Origin of the sequence: Sphingomonas naasensis, assembly GCF_004792695.1 — a bacterium.
Lineage (GTDB): Bacteria > Pseudomonadota > Alphaproteobacteria > Sphingomonadales > Sphingomonadaceae > Sphingomonas > Sphingomonas naasensis.
In genome coordinates, this window is record NZ_SRXU01000003.1 from 320,655 (window position 1) to 341,071 (window position 20,417).

The 20,417-nt window shown below is 68.2% G+C and carries 20 protein-coding genes and 1 riboswitch; of the genes, 6 read left to right on the top strand and 14 right to left on the bottom strand.

Translation table 11 applies throughout. The features are described from left to right. Positions 1-16: 16 nt before the first annotated feature. Positions 17-934, bottom strand: a complete 918-nt coding sequence (locus E5A74_RS09370; protein ID WP_135984117.1) for a class I SAM-dependent methyltransferase — start codon at positions 932-934, stop codon at positions 17-19. A gap of 179 nt (positions 935-1,113) precedes the next feature. Here E5A74_RS09370 and E5A74_RS09375 point away from each other — a divergent pair, with 179 nt between their 5' ends. Then, a complete protein-coding gene (locus E5A74_RS09375; RefSeq protein ID WP_135984119.1) occupies positions 1,114-2,277 on the top strand; it encodes a saccharopine dehydrogenase family protein in 1,164 nt (387 codons plus the stop codon). Positions 2,278-2,318: 41 nt separating this feature from the next. Here E5A74_RS09375 and E5A74_RS09380 read toward each other — a convergent pair whose 3' ends face one another. Further along, the gene (locus tag E5A74_RS09380) at positions 2,319-2,642 is read right to left on the bottom strand and encodes a hypothetical protein (protein ID WP_135984121.1); all 324 of its coding nucleotides are present in this window, start codon (positions 2,640-2,642) and stop codon (positions 2,319-2,321) included. Positions 2,643-2,700: 58 nt separating this feature from the next. Beyond that, positions 2,701-4,998, bottom strand: a complete 2,298-nt coding sequence (gene rnr / locus E5A74_RS09385; RefSeq protein ID WP_135984123.1) for a ribonuclease R — start codon at positions 4,996-4,998, stop codon at positions 2,701-2,703. A 53-nt stretch (positions 4,999-5,051) separates the two neighbouring features. Between rnr and glpD the strand changes: the two genes are divergently transcribed. Together glpD and E5A74_RS09395 are read left to right on the top strand one after the other, a co-directional pair. Further along, a complete protein-coding gene (gene glpD, locus E5A74_RS09390; RefSeq protein WP_135984125.1) occupies positions 5,052-6,509 on the top strand; it encodes a glycerol-3-phosphate dehydrogenase in 1,458 nt (485 codons plus the stop codon). 80 nt (positions 6,510-6,589) lie between these two features. After that, positions 6,590-6,892, top strand: coding sequence for a PilZ domain-containing protein (locus E5A74_RS09395; protein WP_166745714.1), 303 nt, complete (start codon positions 6,590-6,592; stop codon positions 6,890-6,892). Positions 6,893-6,904: 12 nt separating this feature from the next. Here the strand turns inward: E5A74_RS09395 and E5A74_RS09400 are convergent, their stop codons facing one another. The 3 genes from E5A74_RS09400 to proS form a co-directional block, all read right to left on the bottom strand. Beyond that, complete coding sequence (locus E5A74_RS09400) at positions 6,905-7,933, bottom strand: pectinesterase family protein (protein WP_135984129.1); 1,029 nt, start codon at positions 7,931-7,933, stop codon at positions 6,905-6,907. A 12-nt stretch (positions 7,934-7,945) separates the two neighbouring features. Next, on the bottom strand, positions 7,946-8,545 hold the full coding sequence (locus tag E5A74_RS09405) for a TIGR02466 family protein (RefSeq protein WP_135984131.1): 600 nt from the start codon (positions 8,543-8,545) through the stop codon (positions 7,946-7,948). 141 nt (positions 8,546-8,686) lie between these two features. Further along, entirely contained in the window at positions 8,687-10,213 is a 1,527-nt protein-coding gene (gene proS / locus E5A74_RS09410) for a proline--tRNA ligase (protein ID WP_135984133.1), read from the bottom strand. Positions 10,214-10,310: 97 nt separating this feature from the next. On the opposite strand from proS, the gene E5A74_RS09415 reads away from it, so the two are divergent. Beyond that, positions 10,311-11,105 carry a hypothetical protein gene (locus E5A74_RS09415; protein ID WP_135984135.1) on the top strand — a complete coding sequence of 265 codons (795 nt, stop codon included), beginning with the start codon at positions 10,311-10,313 and terminating at the stop codon, positions 11,103-11,105. Between the two features lie 49 nt (positions 11,106-11,154). Next, positions 11,155-12,066: a DMT family transporter gene (locus E5A74_RS09420; RefSeq protein ID WP_135984137.1), complete on the top strand. Its 912-nt coding sequence runs from the start codon at positions 11,155-11,157 to the stop codon at positions 12,064-12,066. Here the strand turns inward: E5A74_RS09420 and E5A74_RS09425 are convergent. From E5A74_RS09425 to E5A74_RS09460, 8 genes are all read right to left on the bottom strand, one after another. Then, positions 12,061-12,654, bottom strand: a complete 594-nt coding sequence (locus E5A74_RS09425) for a DUF938 domain-containing protein (RefSeq protein WP_135984139.1) — start codon at positions 12,652-12,654, stop codon at positions 12,061-12,063. The genes E5A74_RS09420 and E5A74_RS09425 overlap by 6 nt on opposite strands. Further along, positions 12,651-13,169, bottom strand: a complete 519-nt coding sequence (locus E5A74_RS09430; RefSeq protein ID WP_240699749.1) for a CcdC protein domain-containing protein — start codon at positions 13,167-13,169, stop codon at positions 12,651-12,653. Before E5A74_RS09430 ends, E5A74_RS09425 begins: the two co-directional genes overlap by 4 nt. A gap of 37 nt (positions 13,170-13,206) precedes the next feature. Next, positions 13,207-13,599, bottom strand: coding sequence for a hypothetical protein (locus tag E5A74_RS09435; protein ID WP_206365818.1), 393 nt, complete (start codon positions 13,597-13,599; stop codon positions 13,207-13,209). A gap of 25 nt (positions 13,600-13,624) precedes the next feature. Beyond that, positions 13,625-15,196 (bottom strand): aminomethyl-transferring glycine dehydrogenase subunit GcvPB, encoded by a 1,572-nt coding sequence (gene gcvPB / locus E5A74_RS09440; RefSeq protein WP_135984143.1) that lies wholly within the window; start codon positions 15,194-15,196, stop codon positions 13,625-13,627. Continuing rightward, positions 15,193-16,551 (bottom strand): aminomethyl-transferring glycine dehydrogenase subunit GcvPA, encoded by a 1,359-nt coding sequence (gene gcvPA, locus E5A74_RS09445; protein WP_135984145.1) that lies wholly within the window; start codon positions 16,549-16,551, stop codon positions 15,193-15,195. The genes gcvPB and gcvPA overlap by 4 nt, the downstream gene beginning before the upstream one ends. A 158-nt stretch (positions 16,552-16,709) precedes the next feature. After that, entirely contained in the window at positions 16,710-17,081 is a 372-nt protein-coding gene (gcvH, locus tag E5A74_RS09450) for a glycine cleavage system protein GcvH (RefSeq protein WP_135984147.1), read from the bottom strand. 3 nt (positions 17,082-17,084) lie between these two features. Beyond that, a complete protein-coding gene (gene gcvT, locus E5A74_RS09455; RefSeq protein ID WP_135984149.1) occupies positions 17,085-18,248 on the bottom strand; it encodes a glycine cleavage system aminomethyltransferase GcvT in 1,164 nt (387 codons plus the stop codon). A 158-nt stretch (positions 18,249-18,406) separates the two neighbouring features. After that, positions 18,407-18,502: riboswitch (glycine riboswitch) on the bottom strand. A 115-nt stretch (positions 18,503-18,617) separates the two neighbouring features. Further along, entirely contained in the window at positions 18,618-19,256 is a 639-nt protein-coding gene (locus tag E5A74_RS09460) for a hypothetical protein (RefSeq protein WP_206365819.1), read from the bottom strand. A 117-nt stretch (positions 19,257-19,373) separates the two neighbouring features. Here E5A74_RS09460 and ispH point away from each other — a divergent pair, with 117 nt between their 5' ends. Next, complete coding sequence (gene ispH / locus E5A74_RS09465) at positions 19,374-20,327, top strand: 4-hydroxy-3-methylbut-2-enyl diphosphate reductase (protein ID WP_135984151.1); 954 nt, start codon at positions 19,374-19,376, stop codon at positions 20,325-20,327. Positions 20,328-20,417 lie beyond the last annotated feature (90 nt).

Below are 20,417 nucleotides of genomic sequence, written 5' to 3' on the forward strand. Positions count from 1 at the left end.
GGCAGGACGATCGCGGTCAGGCGGCGTCGGCGGCGGTCCAATGCTCCGCATTGTCGTCGCCGTAAAAGGCCAGGACCTTGGCGATTTCCGCTTCGCTCGGCAGCAGATCCTCGAGCTTGTGCGCGGGGTGCGGATAGACGAAGCGGTTCGCCGCCATCGGCAGCACCAACCCCTCGGGCGCGCCGGCCATGAAGAAATTGCCGTGATACTGGTCGGGCCGCGTCAGCGGATCATGCTCGCCGAGAACCTTACCGATCGGCGCGAATTTGAGATCGGTGCCGAACACCGCATAGAGCGCCAGATCGACGAAGTTCAGATATTTCGCCGAGCCGCGCAGATGCGTGTCCTGCGCGATCACCGCGAGCAGGCTCTGCTGGACATAGGAGAGCGCGCCCATGTCCTTCACGACCTGGTTGAACTCGTGGCAGCCATCGTGATGGACGATCGAGCGGCGATCGGTCTCCGCGAGCATCACTTCGCGGACATAGGTCGGCAAGTCGCCGTGGAACAGGCGGATGCGCTTCGCGGCTTCGGGGTACATCCGCCGCGCGCGCTCGTAGGCGAAGCGCAGATAGGAGGCGCTGACGTCGACGAGATCGATGTCGAAGTCGAATGGCTCGGCGCAGCCGGCGAGATAGGCGGTCGAGCCGCCCATGAACACGCCCACTTCGACGACGCGATCGAACTGGCCGTTGAAGTCGCGCAGCGTGCGCACGAGGTCGAAATAATATTCGGTCGAGCACTGATCCTCATAGGCGAGGTCGAGGCTCTCGATCTTCGCGACGATGCGGTCGTAGATGCGGTTCTGGCCGAGAAACGCCCGGCTTCCCCAGACCGCACGATAGCCGCAGCCGATATGACCCTGCAGCCGCGCCTCGAGCGCGGCGATGTCCTGCGCGGTCTCGTACGGCGCGATGAAGGTTCCGAAGCTCATATTGCTGCTGTTCCGGTCGCCGCGGGGGATCTCTGGCGTTCACTCCTTTATAGAGGCTTCGCGCCCTCGCCGCGTCCGGCGCGCGCACGGGCTGGCGCTCCGCTAAATTTCAGAATATCGGGTATGGTCAAAGCGGCAGCGCCGGGGTGCTGCGGCAAGCCGACGCTATGGAGAGAGAAATGGCCGACCGCGAGTTCGATATCATCGTCTATGGCGCGACCGGCTTCACCGGCCGGCTGGTCGCCGAATATCTCGCGGCGCACTATCCGGACGTCGCATGGGCGATGGCCGGCCGCTCGCTGACCAAGCTGCAGGAAGTCCGCGACGCGATCGGCGCGCCCGCCGATACGCCCCTGCTCACCGCCAATGCCGACGATCCCGCCGCGCTCGCCGCGCTGGTGGCCCGGGCGCGCGTGATGATCACCACGGTCGGCCCCTACACGCTCCACGGCGAGCCCCTGCTCGCGGCCTGTGTCGAGACCGGCACCGCTTATGTCGACCTGTGCGGCGAGCCCAATTTCATGCGCGACATGATCGGCAAATATCAGGACGCGGCCAAGGCGAGCGGCGCGCGGATCGTCTTCTCGTGCGGGTTCGATTCGATCCCGTTCGATCTCGGCGTCTGGACCGTGCAGCAGGCGGCGATCGCGAAGTTCGGCAAGCCCGCGCCGCGGGTGAAGGGCCGCGTCCGCGCGATGAAGGGCACCTTCTCGGGCGGCACCTTCGCCAGCGGCAAGGCGACCGCCGCTGCGGCGATGAAGGATCCGGCGGTGTTCAAGGCGCTGATCGATCCGTTCGCGCTGACCCCGGGTTTCGCGGGGCCGAGCCAGCCCAAGGGCGTGCTGCCCGAATATGACGAGGCGGTGGGCGGCTGGGTCGCGCCGTTCATGATGGCGGTGATCAACACCAAGAACGTCCACCGCACCAACTTCCTCGCCGGCCATCCCTATGGCGCGGACTTCCAATATGACGAGATGATGGTCGCGCCGGGGCTCGGCGAGATGGGCAAGGCCGCCGCCGAGGCGATCGCGAAGATGAACCCGATGAATTCGGACAAGGGCCCCGCCCCCGGCGAAGGCCCGAGCAAGGAGGAGCGCGACACCGGCTTCTACGACATCGCCTTCATTGCCGAGATGCCCTCGGGCGAGCGGCTGACCGCATCGGTGAAGGGCGATCGCGACCCCGGCTATGGCTCGACCTGCAAGATGATCGCCGAGAGCGCGCTCTGCCTGATCCGCGACGTTCAGGGCGAAGGCGGCATCTGGACTCCCGGCGCGCTGATGGCCGAGCCGCTCAAGAAGCGGCTCGAGGCGCATGCCGGGCTGACCTTCGCGATCGAATAGCGCGTCTCGTCATCCCCGCTTGCGGGGATGACGACGTGGGATCAGCCCTTGTAGAAGAACAGCGGGATCGCCGCGCCGATCAGCACGAGCAGCAGGATGATCGGGATCAGCCGGCGCCGGCGCGCGTCGCTCTCGGCCTGCCAGGCGGCGGTGTCCAGCCAGTAGCGCCCCGCACCGGCCTCGCGAACCACGCCCCTGCCCTGCATCTTCTCGAACTGGCGCTGCTCGATATGGTTTTGCGGCGCATAGGCGACCGCGTCCTCCGCGCTGGTCGCGTGATGCACGAAGAAATGCGAGGCGATCCTGCGCCGGGCGCGCATGACGAGACCCGCGACGATGGATGGAACCGGTGACGCTGCGATCATGGCGTGCTCCCCCTAGCCTGCCCACAGGCTGGCACGGAATCGGCGCACGCTCAACGGCTTATCGCTTGCGCCCTTGATGCCGGATGTTGGCCGGGCGGCCGCGGCGCTTGATCTCGCGCTTCGGCCCGCGCGGGCCTCCCGGGCCGCGGCGTTCGTCGCGGGCGCCGCCGCTCGACCCCGAGCCCTTGCCGTCGGGCAGCTCGTAGCGCAGCGCGCCCGACACCGGATTGGCCTCGACGAGGCGCAACGGCAGGCGCTGGCCGAGCGCGAAGCTCGTCCCCGTATCGTCGCCGATCAGCTGCTGGCTCGCCTCGTCGTAGCGGAAATATTCGGTGCCGAGATCGCGCACCGGCACCAGCCCGTCGCCGCCGATGCCTTCGATCGTCGCGAAGAAGCCGAAATTCTGCACGCCGGTGATCCGCGCCTCCATCACTTCGCCGACATGATTGGCGAGATAGGCGGCGACATAGCGGTCGATCGTCTCGCGCTCGGCCTCCATCGCACGGCGCTCCAGCTGGCTGATGCTCTCGCCGATCCGGTCCATCGACCCCGCCTCCTCGGGGGTGAGCCCGCCCGGCCCGAGCCGGTACGCGTCGACCAGCGAACGGTGCACGATCAGATCGGCATAGCGGCGGATCGGCGAGGTGAAATGCGCGTAGCTGCCGAGCGACAGACCGAAATGCCCGGCATTTTCGGGGCCGTAATAGGCCTGGGTCTGGCTGCGCAGCACCTGCTGCATCACTTCGTCGCGGAAGTCCGCCTCGCCGACCCGCTCGAGGATATGGTTGAACGTCGCCGGCCGGATCACCTGACCCAGCGCGAATTCGAGATCGAAGGTCTTGAGATATTCCTTGAGCGCGACGAGCTTCTCGCGCGCCGGCGGCTCGTGGACGCGGTACATCACCGGCGCCTTCTTCGCCTCGAGCGCCTTGGCCGCGGCGACATTGGCCGCGATCATGTAATCCTCGATCAGCTTGTGCGCGTCGAGCCGCTCGCGCGGCGCGACCGAGAGGATCCGACCCATCTCGTCGAGCATGATCCGCCGCTCGGGCAAGTCGAGGTCGAGCGGCTCGCGCTTGGCGCGCGCCTTGTTGAGCGCGCGCCAGCAGTCCCAGAGGTGGCGAAGCGCCGGCTCGATCGCATCGCGCTTCTCGCCGCCCGGGGCGAAGCGATCGTCGAGCAATGCGCGCGCGCTTTCCGGCCCGTCGATGATCGTCTGCGCGTCGTCATAGGCGATGTTCGCCGCGAGGCTGACCACCGCGCGGCTGAACCGCCAGCTCTTGAGCTCGCCATGCTTGCCGACCTGCAGGTGGCAGGCCAGCGCCGCACGGTCCTCGCCTTCCTTGAGCGAGCAGACCTCGGCCGAGAGGATCTCGGGCAGCATCGGCACGACGCGATCGGGGAAATAGACCGAGTTGCCGCGCTTGCGCGCCTCGCGATCGAGCTGCGAGCCGGGGCGAACGTAGAAGCTGACATCGGCGATCGCGACCACGGCCTTCCAGCCGCCTTCGTTGCCGGCATCGTCGTCGGGCGCGGCCCAGACCGCGTCGTCATGGTCGCGCGCATCGGCGGGATCGATCGCGACGATCGGAAGGTGGCGCAAATCCTCGCGCTCGCCGAGCGGCTGCTTCGCGATGCGCTCGGCCTCGGCGAGCAGCTCGTCGGAAAAGACATTGGGGATGCCGTGACGATGGATCGCGATCAGCGAGAAGCTGCGCGGGGCGAACGGATCGCCGAGCCGCTGGACGACATGCGCGAAGATCCGCGGCGGCTTGCCCGCCTTGTTGGCGAGGACGAGATCGCCCGGCTCGGCGCCGTTGCGCTCGGAGATCGGATAGCTGCGTCGTTCCTTCTTCTCGACGCCGTGGAGATAGAGCCGCCCGCCCTCTTCGTGGACGACGCCGAGCATCTGCTCCTCGCCGCCGGCGAGCTTCTTCATCGGGTGCGCGATCCAACCGTTGCCGGCCTCTTCGGTGCGCGCGAGGATGCGATCGCCGATGCCGAGCGCCGAGCGCTTGCCGCGTTGCTCGCGCACGCGCAGCCGCGGTACCGGGATGCCCTCGGCCTCCCAGCGCTCGGGCACCGCCCAAATCGTGTCGCCATCGGCGTCGGTGATCCGCAGCACGGTCACCTTGGGCACCCCGCCCATCTTGTGGAAGGCGCGGCCGGGGGCGCTGTCGATCAGCCCCTCGTCGGCCATGTCCCTGAGAAGCGCCTTGAGCGCAATCTTGTCCTGCGCCGAAAGCCCGAAAGCCTTGGCGATCTCGCGCTTGCCGGCGGGGGTAGTGGATGTGGAAATGAAATCGAGGATCTGCTCACGCGTGGGCAGACCTGCTCTTCGTTTTGGTTTTGTCATTGAATCCGAAGATAGGGACTCGCGGCGGCTTGTCCAACTGCGTAACTGGCATCGTGCCTTACGACCTTCTGATCATCGGCGGCGGCATCAACGGTTGCGCCATCGCCCGCGAGGCGTCGCTCGCCGGCCTCAAGGTCCTGCTCGTCGAGAAGGACGATCTCGCCAGCCATACCTCCTCTGCCTCGACCAAGCTGATCCATGGCGGGCTGCGCTATCTCGAGACTTACGAGTTCCGCCTCGTCCATGAGGGGCTGCACGAACGCGAGCGGCTGCTGACCGCCGCGCCGCATCTGATCCGCCCGATGACCTTCGTGCTGCCGCACGCGCATGCGCTGCGCCCGTGGTGGGTGGTCCGCGCCGGGCTGTGGCTCTACGATCGGCTCGCCGGCAAATCCGCGCTGCCACGCTCGCGCAGCCTGCACGCCAGCGACACCGCGTTCACCGATCCGCTCGCGGGAGATCATCGCGGCTTCGTCTATTCGGACGCGTGGGTCGACGATTCGCGGCTGACCCTCGCCAACGCGCTCGACGCCGCCGCGCACGATGCCGAGATCGCCACGCGCACCGAATTTCGCGCCGCGAGGCGAACCGGCGACATGTGGCAAGTCGACCTGTCCGACGGACGCACCGTCGAGGCGCGCGCGCTGGTCAACGCGGCCGGTCCATGGGTGCGAACGATTATCGATAACACGCCTGTTGCGACTCATTCGCAGGTCCGTCTGGTCAAAGGCAGCCATATCGTCGTGCCCAGGCTGTTCGAGGGCGAGCACGCCTATATCCTGCAGCAACCCGACCGCCGCATCGTCTTCGCCATCCCCTATGAGGGCGGTTTCACCGAGATCGGCACCACCGACGTTCCGGTCGAGCGCCCCGAAGATGCGAATTGTTCGCAAGAGGAAGTCCAATATCTCTGCGACGCGGTGAACCGCTATTTCACCCGCCAGATCGCGCCCGGCGACGTCGTGTGGAACTGGTCCGGCGTGCGCCCGCTCCATGACGACGGCGCGGCCAAGGCGCAGGCGGTGACCCGCGACTATGTCCTCGAGCTCGACACCGAAGGACCGCCTTTGCTCTCGGTCTTCGGCGGCAAGATCACCACCGCGCGCGCGCTCGCCGAAGAGGCGATGGAGAAGATGAGTTCGCTGCTCGGCATCGAACCGCGCTGCCGGACAAGGGCGCGCGCCTTTCCTGGCGGGATGATCGCCGATTTCGAGCTGCATTGCGCGCATGTGCTGGCCCGCTGGCCCTTTCTCGGCGCCGACCGCGCGCGGCGGATGGCGCATGGCTATGGCACGTTGCTCGGCGAGATGCTCCGCGACGTGCGTGACGAGGCGGGCATGGGCGCGGCGTTCGGCGCGGGGCTGACCGAAGTCGAGGCGCGCTGGATGCACGATCGCGAATGGGCGCGCACCCCCGAGGACGCGCTGTTCCGCCGCTCCAAATTGGGGCTGCATCTGGACGCGGCCGAGCGCGACGCCTTTGCCCGGTGGTGGACCGCAACATTCGCTTAACCATTTGTTGATAACTCCGCCCCTAGCAGTTCTGCGGGGGCAGGAGGGTTATGGCGACGCGGCTATCGCAATTCCGGACAGTGGGGCCTGCGCTCGTCGAGCAGCGCAGCGAGCCGCGGCATCGCATCACCGTCACCCGCGCCACCGTCCGCAAGCAGGGCAATGGCTCGGTCGAGGCGATCCTGCGCGATCTCTCGGTCTATGGCTGCCGCCTCGCCTGTACCGCCGAGCATCCCGAAGGCGAGCGCGTCTGGCTGCGCCTCAAGGACAGCCTGCCGATCCCGGCCACCGTGGTGTGGAACAATGGCGATCACATCGGCTGCCGCTTCGATGCGCCGATCGAGCGCAGCCTGATGCGCTCGCTGACTCTCGTGATCTGCTGAGCCCTCCGAGCCTCAGCCGCCCGATCCGTCCCAGTCGCCAAGCACGTTCGCGCGCGTGAAGCGCGCCGCGTCGGCCGCGCTCAGCATCCGCCGCATCGGCGAGGCCGGGCCCGCGCCGGGCCCGCGGCTGGCATGTTCGAACAGCCGCGCCTCTTGCGGGGTCAGCTGGCGGCGCTCGCCGTCGGGGCCCTTATAGCCCATCCACGTCCAGCCCTCGCGCTTGATGTGCGCATCCATCCAGCAATCGAGGAACACCGATTGCCCGGTCAGGTCCATGTTGCCGCCGGCACGCCACGGCCGTCCGAGCCAGGTCGAACGCGCCGGCACGCCGGGCTCGCGGGTCAGGCGGCAGCGGGAGAAGACGAGCCCGAATTGCTGCGCCAGCGGCGTGCTCGGCGCGGTGAGGAAGCCGAACTCCCCGGCGCCCGGCACATAGCGCGTCACGATCTCGCAGCGCTCGAACCACGCCGGCGCGCCGCCGAAGATGAAATCGACGCCGCCGACGATCCGGCAATCGGCGATGCGCGCGCGCGCCTGGACGTAGAGCGTGTCCTGATAGCCTTCGAGCCAGCAACGCTCGACCAGCGTTCGATCGGCCTCGCGCCCGATCACCAGCGCCACTGCCTGCGCGCCGTTGCCGGCATTGTCGCGCTTCGCGCCGACATAGTCGAAGCTGTTGCGGATGGTGAGGTTGCGCAGCGTCGCGCCGGGCGCCGAGACGGTCAGCGTGCCGGTGCGGCCGGTGCCCCAATTGTTGCCGTCGGGATGCTTGAGACCGGCATAGGTGCCGAAGCTGAGCACCGTGCCGCGCCCGCTGCCGACGATCGTGACATTGGGCACGGCGATCGTCAGCTTCTCGATCAGCACGCCTTCGCGGACGAGGATGCGGAAGGGCCGCCCGCCCGCCGCGGCGGCGGCTTCGAGCGCCTTGCCGAGCGTGCCGGTGCGCGGATCGACGATCGCGTCCCAGCGTTCGTTCTGCGCTCGCGCGGCGACGGGAAGCACCAGCGCGCCAGCGAGCACCGTCCGTCGATCGATCATCACCCCTCCCCGCTACCAGCGATAATTGAAGCTCACGCTGATCCTTTTGCCCTTGCCCGATCCCGCCGGAACTTCGTGACGCAGCCAGCTTTCCCAGAGCAGCACCGTGCCCGGCTCGGGCACGACCTCGATGAAGCTCTGCAGGCTTTCCGGCGCGTCGGGGCGCCGCGGCGGCGCCGCCATCATCATCGCGTGGCGCGGATCCTCGAGCTTGAGCCCGCGCGATCCCGGCGGCAGCGCGATGTAGGCGGTGCCCGAGACCACGCTGTGCGGATGGATGTGCGCGCTGTGCCCGCCCTTGCCGTCGAGCACGTTCGCCCAGAGGCTGTCGAGCTTGAGCTTCTTGCCGCCGAGCTCGAACCCGCAGGCCGCAGCGAACGACGCGACATGCCGGTCGAGCAGCCGCTTGAGATCGGCGAACGCCGGATCGCGGATCGGCAGATCGTCGAGCGAGGCGTAGCTGGTATAGCCCGGATAGCCATGCGCCTTCGCCCAGCGCCGCCCCGCCACATCGTCCTCGGCGAGCTGGAGGCACGAGGCCTCGAGCTCCTCGATCAGCGCGGCGTCGCCGAGCGGCTGCTCATAGAGCAGGGTGGAGAAGAGCGTGCGCATCTTCCCTACTCCGTCACCCCGGCCTTGTGCCGGGGTCCACCGCGAGGCGAGCGGTGGTCAAGAGGTGCGAAGTCAGCCTGCGCGGCGCAGTGGACCCCGGTACAAGACCGGGGTGACGATGCTGGTGTAAAGTGGTGCCCCTCAATATGCACGCGCGACCAAAATCCGCTCGACCGCGGGCGCGCCGGTGAAAATGCACGCGCCTTCCGCCGCCGCAGCATCGCCCGGCACGTTGCGGAAGGTGAGCTTCAATGCCTTGAGCCGCTCGACGACCTTGTCGAGCTCGGCCCCGCCCGGCTTCGACCAATTGACTTCGACCCAGCCCGGCTTCGCGCCGTCGAACGCCTTTTCCAGGTCGGCGAAATCGGTGATGCCGCGTGTGATGTTGGCATCCATCCGCTCGCGCGCCTGGCTGTGCAGCGCGTGCTGGATGCTCTCCAGCATCTGCGTCGCCTCGTCGACGAACTGCGCCTGCGCGACGATCGCGCTGTCGAGCTTGCCGTCCTCGCGATAGAGCCGGTCGCGGCGGATCACCGAGACGTTCGCGCCGGCGACGTCGCGCCCGCCGACCTCGATCACGATCGGCGCGCCCTTCTTGACCCAGCCCCAGCGCTTGGTCGCCGCCTTGGCGGGACGCAGATCGAGCAGCGCGCGCACCGGCTCGCCGAACACGCTGAGCACCGACAGCTGCTGCTGGAGGTTCTTGCAATAATCGACGATCGCCTGATCCTCGGGCTGATCGCGCAGCATCGGCACGATCACGATCTGCCACGGCGCGATCCGCGGCGGCACGCGCAGCCCGTCATCGTCGCCATGGACCATGATCACGCCGCCGATCATCCGGGTCGAGACGCCCCAGCTCGTCGTCTGGGCCAGCTCAAGCTCGCCCTCGGCGTTCTGGAAGCGGATGTTCTGCGCGCTGCTGAACGTGGTGCCGAGGAAGTGGCTGGTGCCCGCCTGGAGCGCCTTGCCGTCCTGCATCATCGCCTCGATGCTGTAGGTCGAGACCGCGCCCGGGAAGCGCTCATTCTCGGGCTTCTCGCCCGCGACCACCGGCATCGCGAGGCAGTCCTCGGCGAAGCTGCGATAGACTTCGAGCATCTTGAGCGTCTCTTCGCGCGCCTCGGCCTCGCTGGCGTGCGCGGTATGGCCTTCCTGCCAGAGGAACTCGCTGGTGCGCAGGAACATCCGCGTGCGCATCTCCCAGCGCACCACGTTCGCCCATTGGTTGATCAGCACCGGCAAGTCGCGCCAGCTCTGGACCCAGCGTGAGAAGGCCGCGCCGATCACCGTCTCCGAGGTCGGGCGCACGACGAGCGGCTCTTCGAGCTTCGCCTCGGGATCGGGGACGAGCTTGCCGTCCTTCTGGACCAGCCGGTGATGCGTGACGACCGCCATCTCCTTGGCGAAGCCGTCGACATGCTCGGCCTCCTTCTCGAAATAGGAGAGCGGAATGAACAGCGGGAAATAACAATTCTCATGGCCGGTCGCCTTGATGCGATCGTCGAGCAGGCGCTGGATGCGCTCCCAGATGCCGTAACCCCATGGCCGGATGACCATGCATCCGCGCACGCCGCTCTCCTCGGCCAGATCGGCCTCCGAGATGACGGCTTGGTACCATGCCGCGAAATCGGCTTCGCGGGTGACGTTGAGAGCGTGCTTGATCATGCTCCGGGCACTAGCGCCAATGCCCCGCCGGTCAAGGCGGCGCGCTTGCGCGGCCGCGTCGGCGATGGTCTAACCCGCGGTTCGAGGGGGAATTCACATGACAGAACGATCGCGCGGGGGAGACCCGCTCTGGGCAGTGGCGCTCGGGATTCTGCTGTTTCTGGCGCTGACCGCGGGCGGCGTGACCGCAGCGGTCTATTTCGCCAAAACCGGCTTCGCGAAGCGCACCTCGCCCGAGGCGGTCGACACGGCGCTGACCGCGGACCCCGATTCGGCCGCGATGATCGAGGCGATGCAGGAAAGCTATCCCGAGGATTATGCGAAGATCCGGATCGCCGTCTCGGAGAGCGCCCGCCGCGGCGCGGCGCCGGCATCGCTGCACGTCGAGACCTTCCAGTTGATGCGCAACGCCGCGCTCGCGCATCTCCCTGAGCTCGCCCAGGCGCCGCATGCCGAGCTCGCGGCGTACACCGCCGCCGAATCGCGCATGCTCGCGGCCCTCGAGACCGACGATCTGACGCTCTGCGCCCGCTACATCATGCGCGGTTTCGGGCCGGGCGAAGTCCTTTCGCCGGAGGCCCGGATCGCGCTCGCCGAAATGGGCGTCGCCCAGTGGCGGGGCGCCGCCGCGGGGCGCGATCAGCCGGTGAAGCGCAAGGTGGGGGCCGCGCTCGCGCCGCGCGATGCGGAAGCGCTGGTCGCCGCGATGCGAAAACAGGGTATGGACGACAGGGATCTCGAGGTTTTCAGCACACCCGGGCTCTGGGTGCGTGCAGCACCTGCGCAGCAATGCGCCGTCGGCAAATGGCTGATCGACGCGATCGGCACATTGCCGGCCGAGCAGTCGGACCGCGTCGCGGCATGGCTTATCCTCCAGAAGCGTCTGAAATAAGGGCCATTCCCTGCTTGTGAACGCTTCCCGCAACGCCTAGCGCAACGCGATGCCCGCCAGAGACGAACGCATCTTCGCCGGCCTTGCGCTGCGCCTCTTCGCGGTTGCCTGCCTGTCGACCATGTCTGCGCTGATCAAGCTCGCCGAGACGCGCGGCGCGACGCTGGCCGAGACGATGTTCCACCGCCAGCTCTGGGCCGTGCCGATCGTCACGGCGTGGATCATGATCGGGCCCGGGCTCGGCTCGATCCGCACGCAGCGTTTCGGCGCGCATGTCACGCGCACCGCGATCGGGCTTACCGGGATGGTGTTCACCTTCGGCGCGGTGCTGCTGCTGCCGCTCGCCGAGGCGACGACGCTCAACTTCACCGTGCCGATTTTCGCGACGCTGCTCGGCGCGCTGGTGCTGCGCGAGAAGACTGGCTGGCACCGCTGGGGCGCGGTGGTCGTCGGGTTCGTCGGCGTGCTCGTCGTCGCCCAGCCGGGCAGCGGCCAATTCCCGCTGTTCGGCGCCTTTGTCGGGCTGATGGCGGCGCTGTTCGTCGCGATCGTCGCGATCACGCTCAGGCAGATCGGCAAGACCGAGAGCGCCGGCACCACGGTGTTCTGGTTCTCGGTGCTGTCGCTGCCGCCGCTCGGCCTCGTCTACAGCTTCCAGCTCCAGTCGCACGACTGGTTGACCTGGGCGAACCTCGTCGCGATCGGGCTGGTCGGCGGCGTCGCCCAGCTCGCGCTCACCGCCTCGGTGCGCTTCGCGCCCGTCGCCACCGTGATTCCGATGGACTATTCGAGCCTGATCTGGGGCACCTTCTACGGGTGGCTGATCTTCGGCGCATGGCCGACGCCCTGGACGTGGATCGGCGCGCCGATCATCATCGCGAGCGGGCTCTACATCGTCTGGCGCGAGCGCGTGCTCCATCTGCGCCAGACCGAGAGCGTCACCGACGCGGCGACCTCATGAGCGCCGCAGCACGAGGCTGAGATTGTTCGCCGGCATCGGCACGATCCGCTCGAGCCGGAGCCCCTGCGCCAGCGCGGCGGCGGAGACGTCCGCGACATGGCGCAGCCCCCAGGCAGGGTTGCGCCCCTTGAGCGAGACGTCGAACGCCTCGTTCGATTCGGCGGTCGGCACGCCCTGCTGACGATAGGGGCCGTAGAGGATCAACGGCGCGCCCGGTGCGAGCAGCCGCCCTGCCCCCGCCATCAGCCCGAGAGTCGCCTCCCATGGGCTGATATGAACCATGTTGACGCAGAGGATCGCGTCGGCAGCGGCGATCGGCCAGTCGGGCTGCGCCGCATCGAGCGCCACCGGCGGCGCCACATTGGCCAGCCCGGCGCACCAATCGGCGATCGAGGCGAGCGCATCCGCATCAGGATCGCTCGGCTGCCAGCGCAATCCGGAGAAGCGTTCGGCGAAGAAGGCGCAATGCTCGCCGCTGCCGCTCGCTATTTCGAGCACGGTGCCGTGCGCCGGCAGCGCCTCGGCGAGGACGGCGGCGATCGGCTCGCGGTTGCGCGCGGTCGCGGGGGCGTGGCGCCGCGCGCTCACAGCGCGCGCGCCGCTGCGAGCAGCCGGCGGGCGCGCAGCCACATTTCGAGCCGCTGCGTCGCGAGCAGCCCCAGCGCGAACGCGATCAGCACGTCGGTGACGGTCATCACGTCGAGCGCCGGGCCGCCGAATTGCGCGGTGTTGCGCGCGGCGCTGCGCACCACGATCAGCCCGAGGATCAGCAGCAACGCCGCCGGCGAGGTGCGTTGCGAGATCGCATGCGTCTCGGGATCGACCTCGATCCGCATCATCCGTCCGCGCTGCCAGCCCAGTCCGATCCCGGCGGCGAGCGCGGCGAGGCACCAGAGCCAGGCCAGCCCGATCGGCGGGTGCGCCTGGAAGGTCACGGTCGCGATCACGATATAGAGTGCGGGGACGATCCAGAGCCGCTCGATCTTGAGCGGACGCGCGCGTCCGACGCTGCGCAGGCGAAACGCCATGACCACAGCGATGACGGCGACGGGAATCGCATAGCGAACCCAATCGGAGGGAGCATGGGCGGGGTTCATGCCCATGATCTTCCCGAAAGCGGCGGGCCGTGCAAGCCCGGGCTCAGGCCTTGCTCTTGCCCTTGCGCGCCGGATAGCGGCTGTCGTTGCCACCCAGCATGAAGGACGCCGCCAGCTTGGCGCGCGCCGCTTCGGCCGCGGCGGCCTTTTCGGCCTTCTCGGCTGCAGCCTTGTTGGCGGCTTCGCGCTCGGCGGCGAGCTTCGCCGCCTCGGCATCGGCCTTGGCCTTTTCGACCGCAGCCTTGTCGGCCTCGATCGATGCCAGCTTCGCCGCGCGGGCATCGGCCTCGGCCTTTTCGCGGGCGAGGCGTGCGGCCTTGCGCTCGGCCAGTTCGGCCTCGCTCAGCTTGGGCTTCGCCTTGAGCATCTCGAGCGCCTTCTTCTTGGCCTCAGCCGAGCGATTGGCGCGATCGTTGAACGTATCGTTGTAACTCATTCTCTACTCAAAACTCCTCAGCGGCTCACTCGGCCGCCTCTGCCCGTACGGGCGCTTTCCAGACAAGGACCGGCTTGCGCGCCGCAAGCGTCTCGTCGAGACGCCGGCGCGGCGCATGATGCGGCGCGGTCTTGACCGTCGGGTCGCCGTTCCGCGCCCGCGCTGCAACCGAACGGAAGGCGCCGATGAACTGATCCAGCGTCGCCTTCGATTCGGTTTCGGTGGGCTCTACCAGCATTGCACCATGTACGACGAGGGGGAAATATACCGTCATCGGATGGAAGCCCTCGTCGATCAGCCCCTTGGCCACGTCGATCGTCGAGAATCCCTCGGGCAATCCCTTATCGCTGAAGATCGCCTCGTGCATGCACGGACCCGATTTGGCGAAAGGCGCGTCGAGCACATCCTCCATCGAGCGCAGGATGTAATTGGCGTTGAGCACCGAATCCTCGGCGACCTGGCGCAGCCCGTCCGCGCCGTGGCTGAGGATATAGGTCAGCGCCCGGGTGAACATCCCCATCTGGCCGTGGAACGCGACCATCCGGCCGAAGCTCGACGCGTGATGCTCGCCCGCGGTCTCTTCCTCGACCAGCACGAACTGCTCGCCCTGCTTCTCGACGAACGGCAGCGGCGCATAGGGCGTCAGCGCTTCCGAGAACACCACCGGCCCCGAGCCCGGCCCGCCGCCGCCATGCGGAGTCGAGAAGGTCTTGTGCAAATTGATGTGCATCGCATCGATGCCGAGATCGCCCGGGCGCACCCGGCCGACGATCGCGTTGAAGTTCGCCCCGTCGCAATAGACGAAGCCGCCCGCCGCGTGGACCGCCTCGGAAATCTCGCGCATGTCGGGCTCGAACAGCCCGCAGGTGTTCGGGTTGGTGATCATCACCCCCGCCACGTCCGGCCCCAGCCGCGCCTTGAGCGCTTCGAGGTTCACCCGGCCGGCCTCGGTCGCCGGAATGTCCTCGACCGAGAAGCCCGCGAATGCCGCGGTGGCCGGGTTGGTGCCGTGCGCGCTCTCGGGAACCAGCAGCACTTTCCGCGCCTGCTGCCCCTTGGCGTCGAGCGCCGCGCGAATCGCCAGCACGCCGCACAGCTCGCCATGCGCGCCGGCCTTGGGGCTCATCGCCACCGAATGCATGCCGGTCAGCGTCACCAGCCAGTGCGCGAGCTGGTGGATCACTTCGAACGCGCCCTGGCAGGCATCGACCGGCGTGAGCGGGTGGAGATCGGCGAAACCGGGAAGCCGCGCCATCCGCTCGTTGAGCCGCGGGTTATGCTTCATCGTGCACGAGCCGAGCGGGAACAGCCCGAGGTCGATCGCGTAATTCTGGCGGCTGAGGCGGGTGTAATGCCGCACCGCCTCGGGCTCGGACAGGCCGGGAAGCCCGATCGTGCGCGAACGCTCGAGCCCGCCCAGCCGCGACTTGCCCGACGGCGCCTCGCCGAAATCCACCCCAGTCGTCTCGGTCGATCCGATCTCGAAGATCAGCGGCTCTTCGAGCATCAGCGCACGGTTGCCGGTGAAGGTCCCGCCCGAAGCTTCGCCTGCCTGCGGGGTGGTGGGGCGCCAGCCCGACTGGTTGATGTTGCTCATGCCAGCGCCTCCTCGAGCGCGGAGGCAAGCGTCTCGACGTCCTCCTCAGTGGTGGTTTCGGTGACTGCGACGATCAGGCCGTTCTGGAGTTCGGCCGCACCCGGATAGAGCCGGCCGAGCGACACGCCCGCAAGGATGCCCTTGTCCGCGAGCGCACGGACGACCGGGCGCGCTTCCTTCGACAGCTTCAGCGTGAACTCGTTGAAGAAGCGATCGGTGACCAGCTCGACGCCATCGACTTCGGCCAGCCGGTCGGCAGCGGCGCTCGCCGCGACATGATTGATCTCGGCAAGGCGGCGCAGGCCGGCTTCGCCCAGCAGGGTCATGTGCGCCGACATCGCCAGCGCGCAGAGCACCGAGCTGGTGCAGATGTTCGACGTCGCCTTCTCGCGACGGATATGTTGCTCGCGCGTCGACAGCGTCAGCACGAAGCCGCGCTTGCCCTCGGCATCGACGGTCTCGCCGCAGAGCCGGCCCGGCATCTGGCGAACCAATTTGTCCGAACAGGCGAACAGCCCGACATAGGGCCCGCCGAACTGGAGCCCGACGCCAATCGACTGGCCCTCGCCGACGACGATGTCGGCGCCCATCTCGCCGGGTGACTTGATCGCCCCCAGCGCCACCGGCTCGGTGACCACCGCGATCAGCAGCGCCTTCTTCGCGCGGCACGCCTCGGCGAGCGCGCTCATGTCCTCGATCCGGCCGAGGATGTCGGGATATTGGACCACGACGCAGCTGGTGTCGTCGTCGATCTGGTTGATCAGGTCGAGCGTGTCGGGCTCGGGCGAGAAGGTCGGCAGCGAGGTGACCAGCTGATCGCCGGTGAACTTCGCCATCGTGTTGGCGACCGACACGTAATGCGGGTGGAGCCCGCCCGAGAGGATCGCCTTGCCGCGCTTGGTCACACGACGCGCCATCACGATCGCTTCCCAGCACGCGGTCGAGCCGTCGTACATCGACGCGTTCGCCACGTCGCAGCCGAGCAGCCGTGCGACCTGGGTCTGGAACTCGAACATCACCTGCAGCGTGCCCTGAGCGATCTCGGGCTGGTACGGCGTGTACGCGGTCAGGAACTCGCCGCGCTGGATGATGTGATCCACCGACGCCGGCACATGGTGCCGATAAGCCCCTGCCCCGAGGAAGAACGGCACGTCGCCCGCGGCGAGGTTCTTCTTCGCCAGCGCCGACATGTGGCGCTCGACGGCGAGCTCGCTCGCGTGGAGCGGCAGGCCATGGATCGGGCCGTCGAGCTGCGCCGCGGCGGGCACGTCGACGAACAGGTCGTCGACCGACTTGGCGCCGATCGTGGCGAGCATCGCCTGACGGTCGGACTGGGTAAGGGGAAGGTAGCGCATCGAAACGTCTCCCCCCTCCCTTTCAGGGAGGGGTCGGGGGTGGGTAGCGGCGACGGAGGCTCGATGCCTCCGGCGTCGCTTTTTGGGGATGGTGCAGGAAGGGCTCGCTTCGCTCGCACCCAACCCCGGCCCCTCCCTTGCAGGGAGGGGAGCAGAAGTCAGAGCTTGCTCACGAAGTCCTTGTACGCGGCCTCGTCCATCAGGCTGCTCACTTCGCCGGCATCGGCGAGCGTCAGCTTGAAGAACCAGCCCTCGCCCTCGGGGTCTTCGTTGACCAGCGCGGGGTTGTCGGCGAGCGCGGCATTGCCTTCGATCACCGTGCCGGCGACCGGCGCGTAGACGTCCGACGCGGCCTTGACGCTCTCGACCACCGCGGCGTCGTCTCCCTTGGAGACGGTCTTGCCCGCTTCGGGAGTCTCGACGAACACGATGTCGCCCAGCTGGCTCTGCGCGTAATCGGTGATGCCCACGGTCGCGACTTCGCCGTCGACCTGGATCCACTCATGATCTTCAGTGAAATAACGGCTCATGGGTCAGTTTCCCTTTCTGACGTAGCGATGGGGGACGAAGGGCATCGGGACGACCTCCGCGTGATGGACTTTGCCGCGCTGGGCGAGCGTGATGCGGGTGCCGGGCGCGGCGAGCGCGACCGGGACATAGGCCATCGCGATCGGCTTCTGGACCGACGGCGCGAACCCGCCGCTGGTCACCTTGCCGACCTCGGTGCCGTCGGCATCGACCACCGCCGCGCCCTCGCGTACCGGCTGGCGGCCCTCGACGATCAGCCCGACGCGCTTGACGATCGCGGCGCCCTCGCGCTCGGCGATGATCCGGGCATGGCCGGGGAAGCCGCCTTCCTCGCGGCGACGCTTCGACAGCGCGAAGCCGAGATCGGCGGCGACCGGCGTGGTCTCGAGATCGAGATCGTGCCCGTAGAGCGGCAGGCCCGCCTCGAGCCGCAGCGAATCGCGCGCGCCGAGCCCGATCGGCTTGACCTCGGGCTGCGCGCAGAGCGCCTCGGCGAAGGCTTCGGCCGCCTCACCCGGAAGCGAGATTTCAAAGCCGTCCTCGCCAGTATAGCCCGATCGGCTGACCCAGAGCGGATTGCCGTTCCACTCGAACGCCGCGGCGGTCATGACGACGAGGCTCGCGACACCCGGAACGATGCGCTCGAGGGCATTCACCGCCTCGGGGCCCTGCAGCGCGAGCAGCGCCTGCTCGTCGAGATGGCTGATGCCGACCTCGTCGGGCAGCAGCTCGCGGAACACGCCGATATCGTCCCATTTGCACGCGCCGTTGACGACCATGTAGAGGTCGCCCGCCTCGGTCTCGAAGCCGTTCCCGCCAGGCAGCCGGGTGACCATCAGATCGTCATGGATGCCGCCATTCTCGGCGAGCAGCAGCGAATAGCGCATCCGCCCCTCGCCCAACCCCTTGATGTCGCCCGGCAGCAGCGTCTCCAGCTGCGCGTCGACTTGCGGGCCCGAGAAGAGCAGCTGGCCCATATGGCTGACGTCGAACAACCCGGCATGATCGCGCGTCCACAGATGCTCGGCCATGATGCCTTCATATTGGACGGGCATCTCATAGCCCGCGAACGGCACCATCCGCCCGCCGCGCGCGCGGTGCCAGCTGTCGAGCGGAAGCTGCTGCAGCTCCAGCGTCTCTTCGCCGTCTTCGATCTGATGGTCGCTCATTCCGGTGCACTCCGCGCGGGGTAAACGAGACATTGCTCCGCACGCGTGCGGCCAATCGCTCGCCCCCTCTGTCACGGAACCTGAGAGCTTTCCCCCGGGATCGCGCCCGGGGTTACCCCTTCGGTGGCCGCCTCCTCGGCAGCGCTTTCCAGAGTGTCACAGCACGCGCGGTCCCTGATGCCTGAGAGATTCCGGGGCGGTTGCTCCTTCGGCGGACGGCCCTCGAAGGACCGTCACTCTCCCGCGCGTGCCCAAACCGGTTGCCCGGAATCGACGCGGCGAGCCTTGGCCGGGGGGATGATTCGAGTCAATCGCGAAACTACCGGCCATTCCCTGCGCCCCTCCCTGCACGGGAGGGGAATCGGATGCTTAGCGCGTGACGTTGTACTTGAGCTGATCCTCGGTGAGCTGGAAGCCGACCAACACCTCGAAGGTCGATGCGAGCACCGCCGAGCGCACCGACGGATCGGCGAGCGGGTCCATCGCCGCAGCCTGATCGCCCGCCTTGCGCTTCTCGGTCAGCCGCCGGCGCACCTCCTCGGGTAGGGTCGCCGCGCTGCGATCGATATTGGCGCTGCCCTGCGCATGCGCCTGGGCGCGGATCTGTCCCTCGGCGAAGTGCACGGTCACCTGGCCGATCCGCTTGGCGGTCACCGAGGTGCCGCCGCGCACCACCGTGACGAAATAGGGGAAGGTCACGTCGCGGGCGGCGCCCGGCTGGGCGCGGCGGGCGAGCACGTCGAAGCTGACGGTGCTCAGCACCTGCGCGCCGGTCTCGTCGCAGGTCGACTGGAGGTTGGTGAGCGCGGCGGTCACGTCGATCGCGCTCGCCTCGCGGCTGTTCGCCGGGTTGAACAACGTGACGTCGCCGGTGCCGGCGGGGACGCCGATATGCGGACAGGCCGAGCGCACCGCGGTGATGCCGCCCTCGGCGATCTCGCCGGTGCGGGAGCAGCCGCCGGCGGCCAGCAGGATCAGGGCGGGGACGGCGAGCTTGGCGAGCGACACGGGCGGTACACCTTTCAGACGGAACAACGGGCCGCGCATGCGCGTGGCCCGGAAACGGCGCGCACCATAGGAACCGCCTTTCGCGCGCGCAAGCAATCGCGTAGAGCGCGGCCTGTCATGGAAGCGCCCGCCAAACCGCCGCTCGAACTGCTCATCGCCGCGCCGCGCGGCTTCTGCGCCGGAGTCGATCGCGCCATCCGCATCGTCGAGCTGGCGATCGAGAAATACGGCGCGCCGGTCTATGTGCGGCACGAGATCGTCCACAACAAATATGTCGTCGACAGCCTCAAGGCGAAGGGCGCGATCTTCGTCGAGGAGCTCGATCAGGTGCCCGACGGCGTGCCGGTGGTGTTCTCTGCGCATGGCGTTCCCAAGGCCGTCCCCGCCAAGGCGGCCGAGCGCGGCCTCTCCTATCTCGACGCCACCTGCCCGCTCGTCTCCAAGGTCCACCGCCAGGCCGAGCGGCTGGTCGCCGCCGGGCGGCACATCCTCTTCATCGGCCATGCCGGCCATCCCGAGGTGATCGGCACGTTCGGGCAGGTGCCCGCAGGCGCGATGACGCTGATCGAGACGGTCCCCGATGCCGAGCAGGTCGCGGTCGCCGACGCCGGCAACCTTGCCTTCCTCACCCAGACGACGCTGTCGGTCGACGATACCGCCGCGGTGCTCGCGGTGCTCAAGCGGCGCTTTCCGACAATCCTCGCCCCCGGCGCCGACGACATCTGCTACGCCACCTCGAATCGCCAGAGCGCTGTGAAGGCGCTGTCCGGCCAGGTCGATCTGGTGCTGGTGATCGGCTCGCCCAAATCGTCCAACTCGATGCGGCTGGTCGAGGTCGCGGTGCGCGAGGGCACCTGCGCGACGCTGATCCAGCGCGCCGACGACATCGATTTCGCGTGGTTCGAGGGCGTTACCAGGGTGGGGCTCACCGCCGGCGCCTCGGCCCCCGAACTGCTGGTGCGCGAAGTCGTCGATCGGCTCGGCACGCGCTTCGCGGTCGCCGAGCGCGAAGTCGAGACGATCGCCGAGAACATCGCCTTCAAGCTGCCGCGCGGCCTCGAGGCGGCCTGACCCGCGTCCCGCTGCCCGCTATGGCGGCCTCAAGTACAACTGCGCTTGTAAGCGTGGCGCGTCCAGGGGATGGGTCGCTGCGTTCGCGGG

What these genes read in the sequence shown, in the direction of transcription:
- E5A74_RS09370 (WP_135984117.1), bottom strand. Translation starts at nt 934, where the DNA reads ATGAGCTTCGGAACCTTCATCGCGCCGTACGAGACCGCGCAGGACATC.
- E5A74_RS09375 (WP_135984119.1), top strand. Translation starts at nt 1,114, where the DNA reads ATGGCCGACCGCGAGTTCGATATCATCGTCTATGGCGCGACCGGCTTC.
- E5A74_RS09380 (WP_135984121.1), bottom strand. Translation starts at nt 2,642, where the DNA reads ATGATCGCAGCGTCACCGGTTCCATCCATCGTCGCGGGTCTCGTCATG.
- rnr (WP_135984123.1), bottom strand. Translation starts at nt 4,998, where the DNA reads ATGACAAAACCAAAACGAAGAGCAGGTCTGCCCACGCGTGAGCAGATC.
- E5A74_RS09400 (WP_135984129.1), bottom strand. Translation starts at nt 7,933, where the DNA reads ATGATCGATCGACGGACGGTGCTCGCTGGCGCGCTGGTGCTTCCCGTC.
- E5A74_RS09405 (WP_135984131.1), bottom strand. Translation starts at nt 8,545, where the DNA reads ATGCGCACGCTCTTCTCCACCCTGCTCTATGAGCAGCCGCTCGGCGAC.
- proS (WP_135984133.1), bottom strand. Translation starts at nt 10,213, where the DNA reads ATGATCAAGCACGCTCTCAACGTCACCCGCGAAGCCGATTTCGCGGCA.
- E5A74_RS09415 (WP_135984135.1), top strand. Translation starts at nt 10,311, where the DNA reads ATGACAGAACGATCGCGCGGGGGAGACCCGCTCTGGGCAGTGGCGCTC.
- E5A74_RS09420 (WP_135984137.1), top strand. Translation starts at nt 11,155, where the DNA reads ATGCCCGCCAGAGACGAACGCATCTTCGCCGGCCTTGCGCTGCGCCTC.
- E5A74_RS09430 (WP_240699749.1), bottom strand. Translation starts at nt 13,169, where the DNA reads ATGGGCATGAACCCCGCCCATGCTCCCTCCGATTGGGTTCGCTATGCG.
- E5A74_RS09435 (WP_206365818.1), bottom strand. Translation starts at nt 13,599, where the DNA reads ATGAGTTACAACGATACGTTCAACGATCGCGCCAATCGCTCGGCTGAG.
- gcvPB (WP_135984143.1), bottom strand. Translation starts at nt 15,196, where the DNA reads ATGAGCAACATCAACCAGTCGGGCTGGCGCCCCACCACCCCGCAGGCA.
- gcvPA (WP_135984145.1), bottom strand. Translation starts at nt 16,551, where the DNA reads ATGCGCTACCTTCCCCTTACCCAGTCCGACCGTCAGGCGATGCTCGCC.
- gcvH (WP_135984147.1), bottom strand. Translation starts at nt 17,081, where the DNA reads ATGAGCCGTTATTTCACTGAAGATCATGAGTGGATCCAGGTCGACGGC.
- gcvT (WP_135984149.1), bottom strand. Translation starts at nt 18,248, where the DNA reads ATGAGCGACCATCAGATCGAAGACGGCGAAGAGACGCTGGAGCTGCAG.
- ispH (WP_135984151.1), top strand. Translation starts at nt 19,374, where the DNA reads ATGGAAGCGCCCGCCAAACCGCCGCTCGAACTGCTCATCGCCGCGCCG.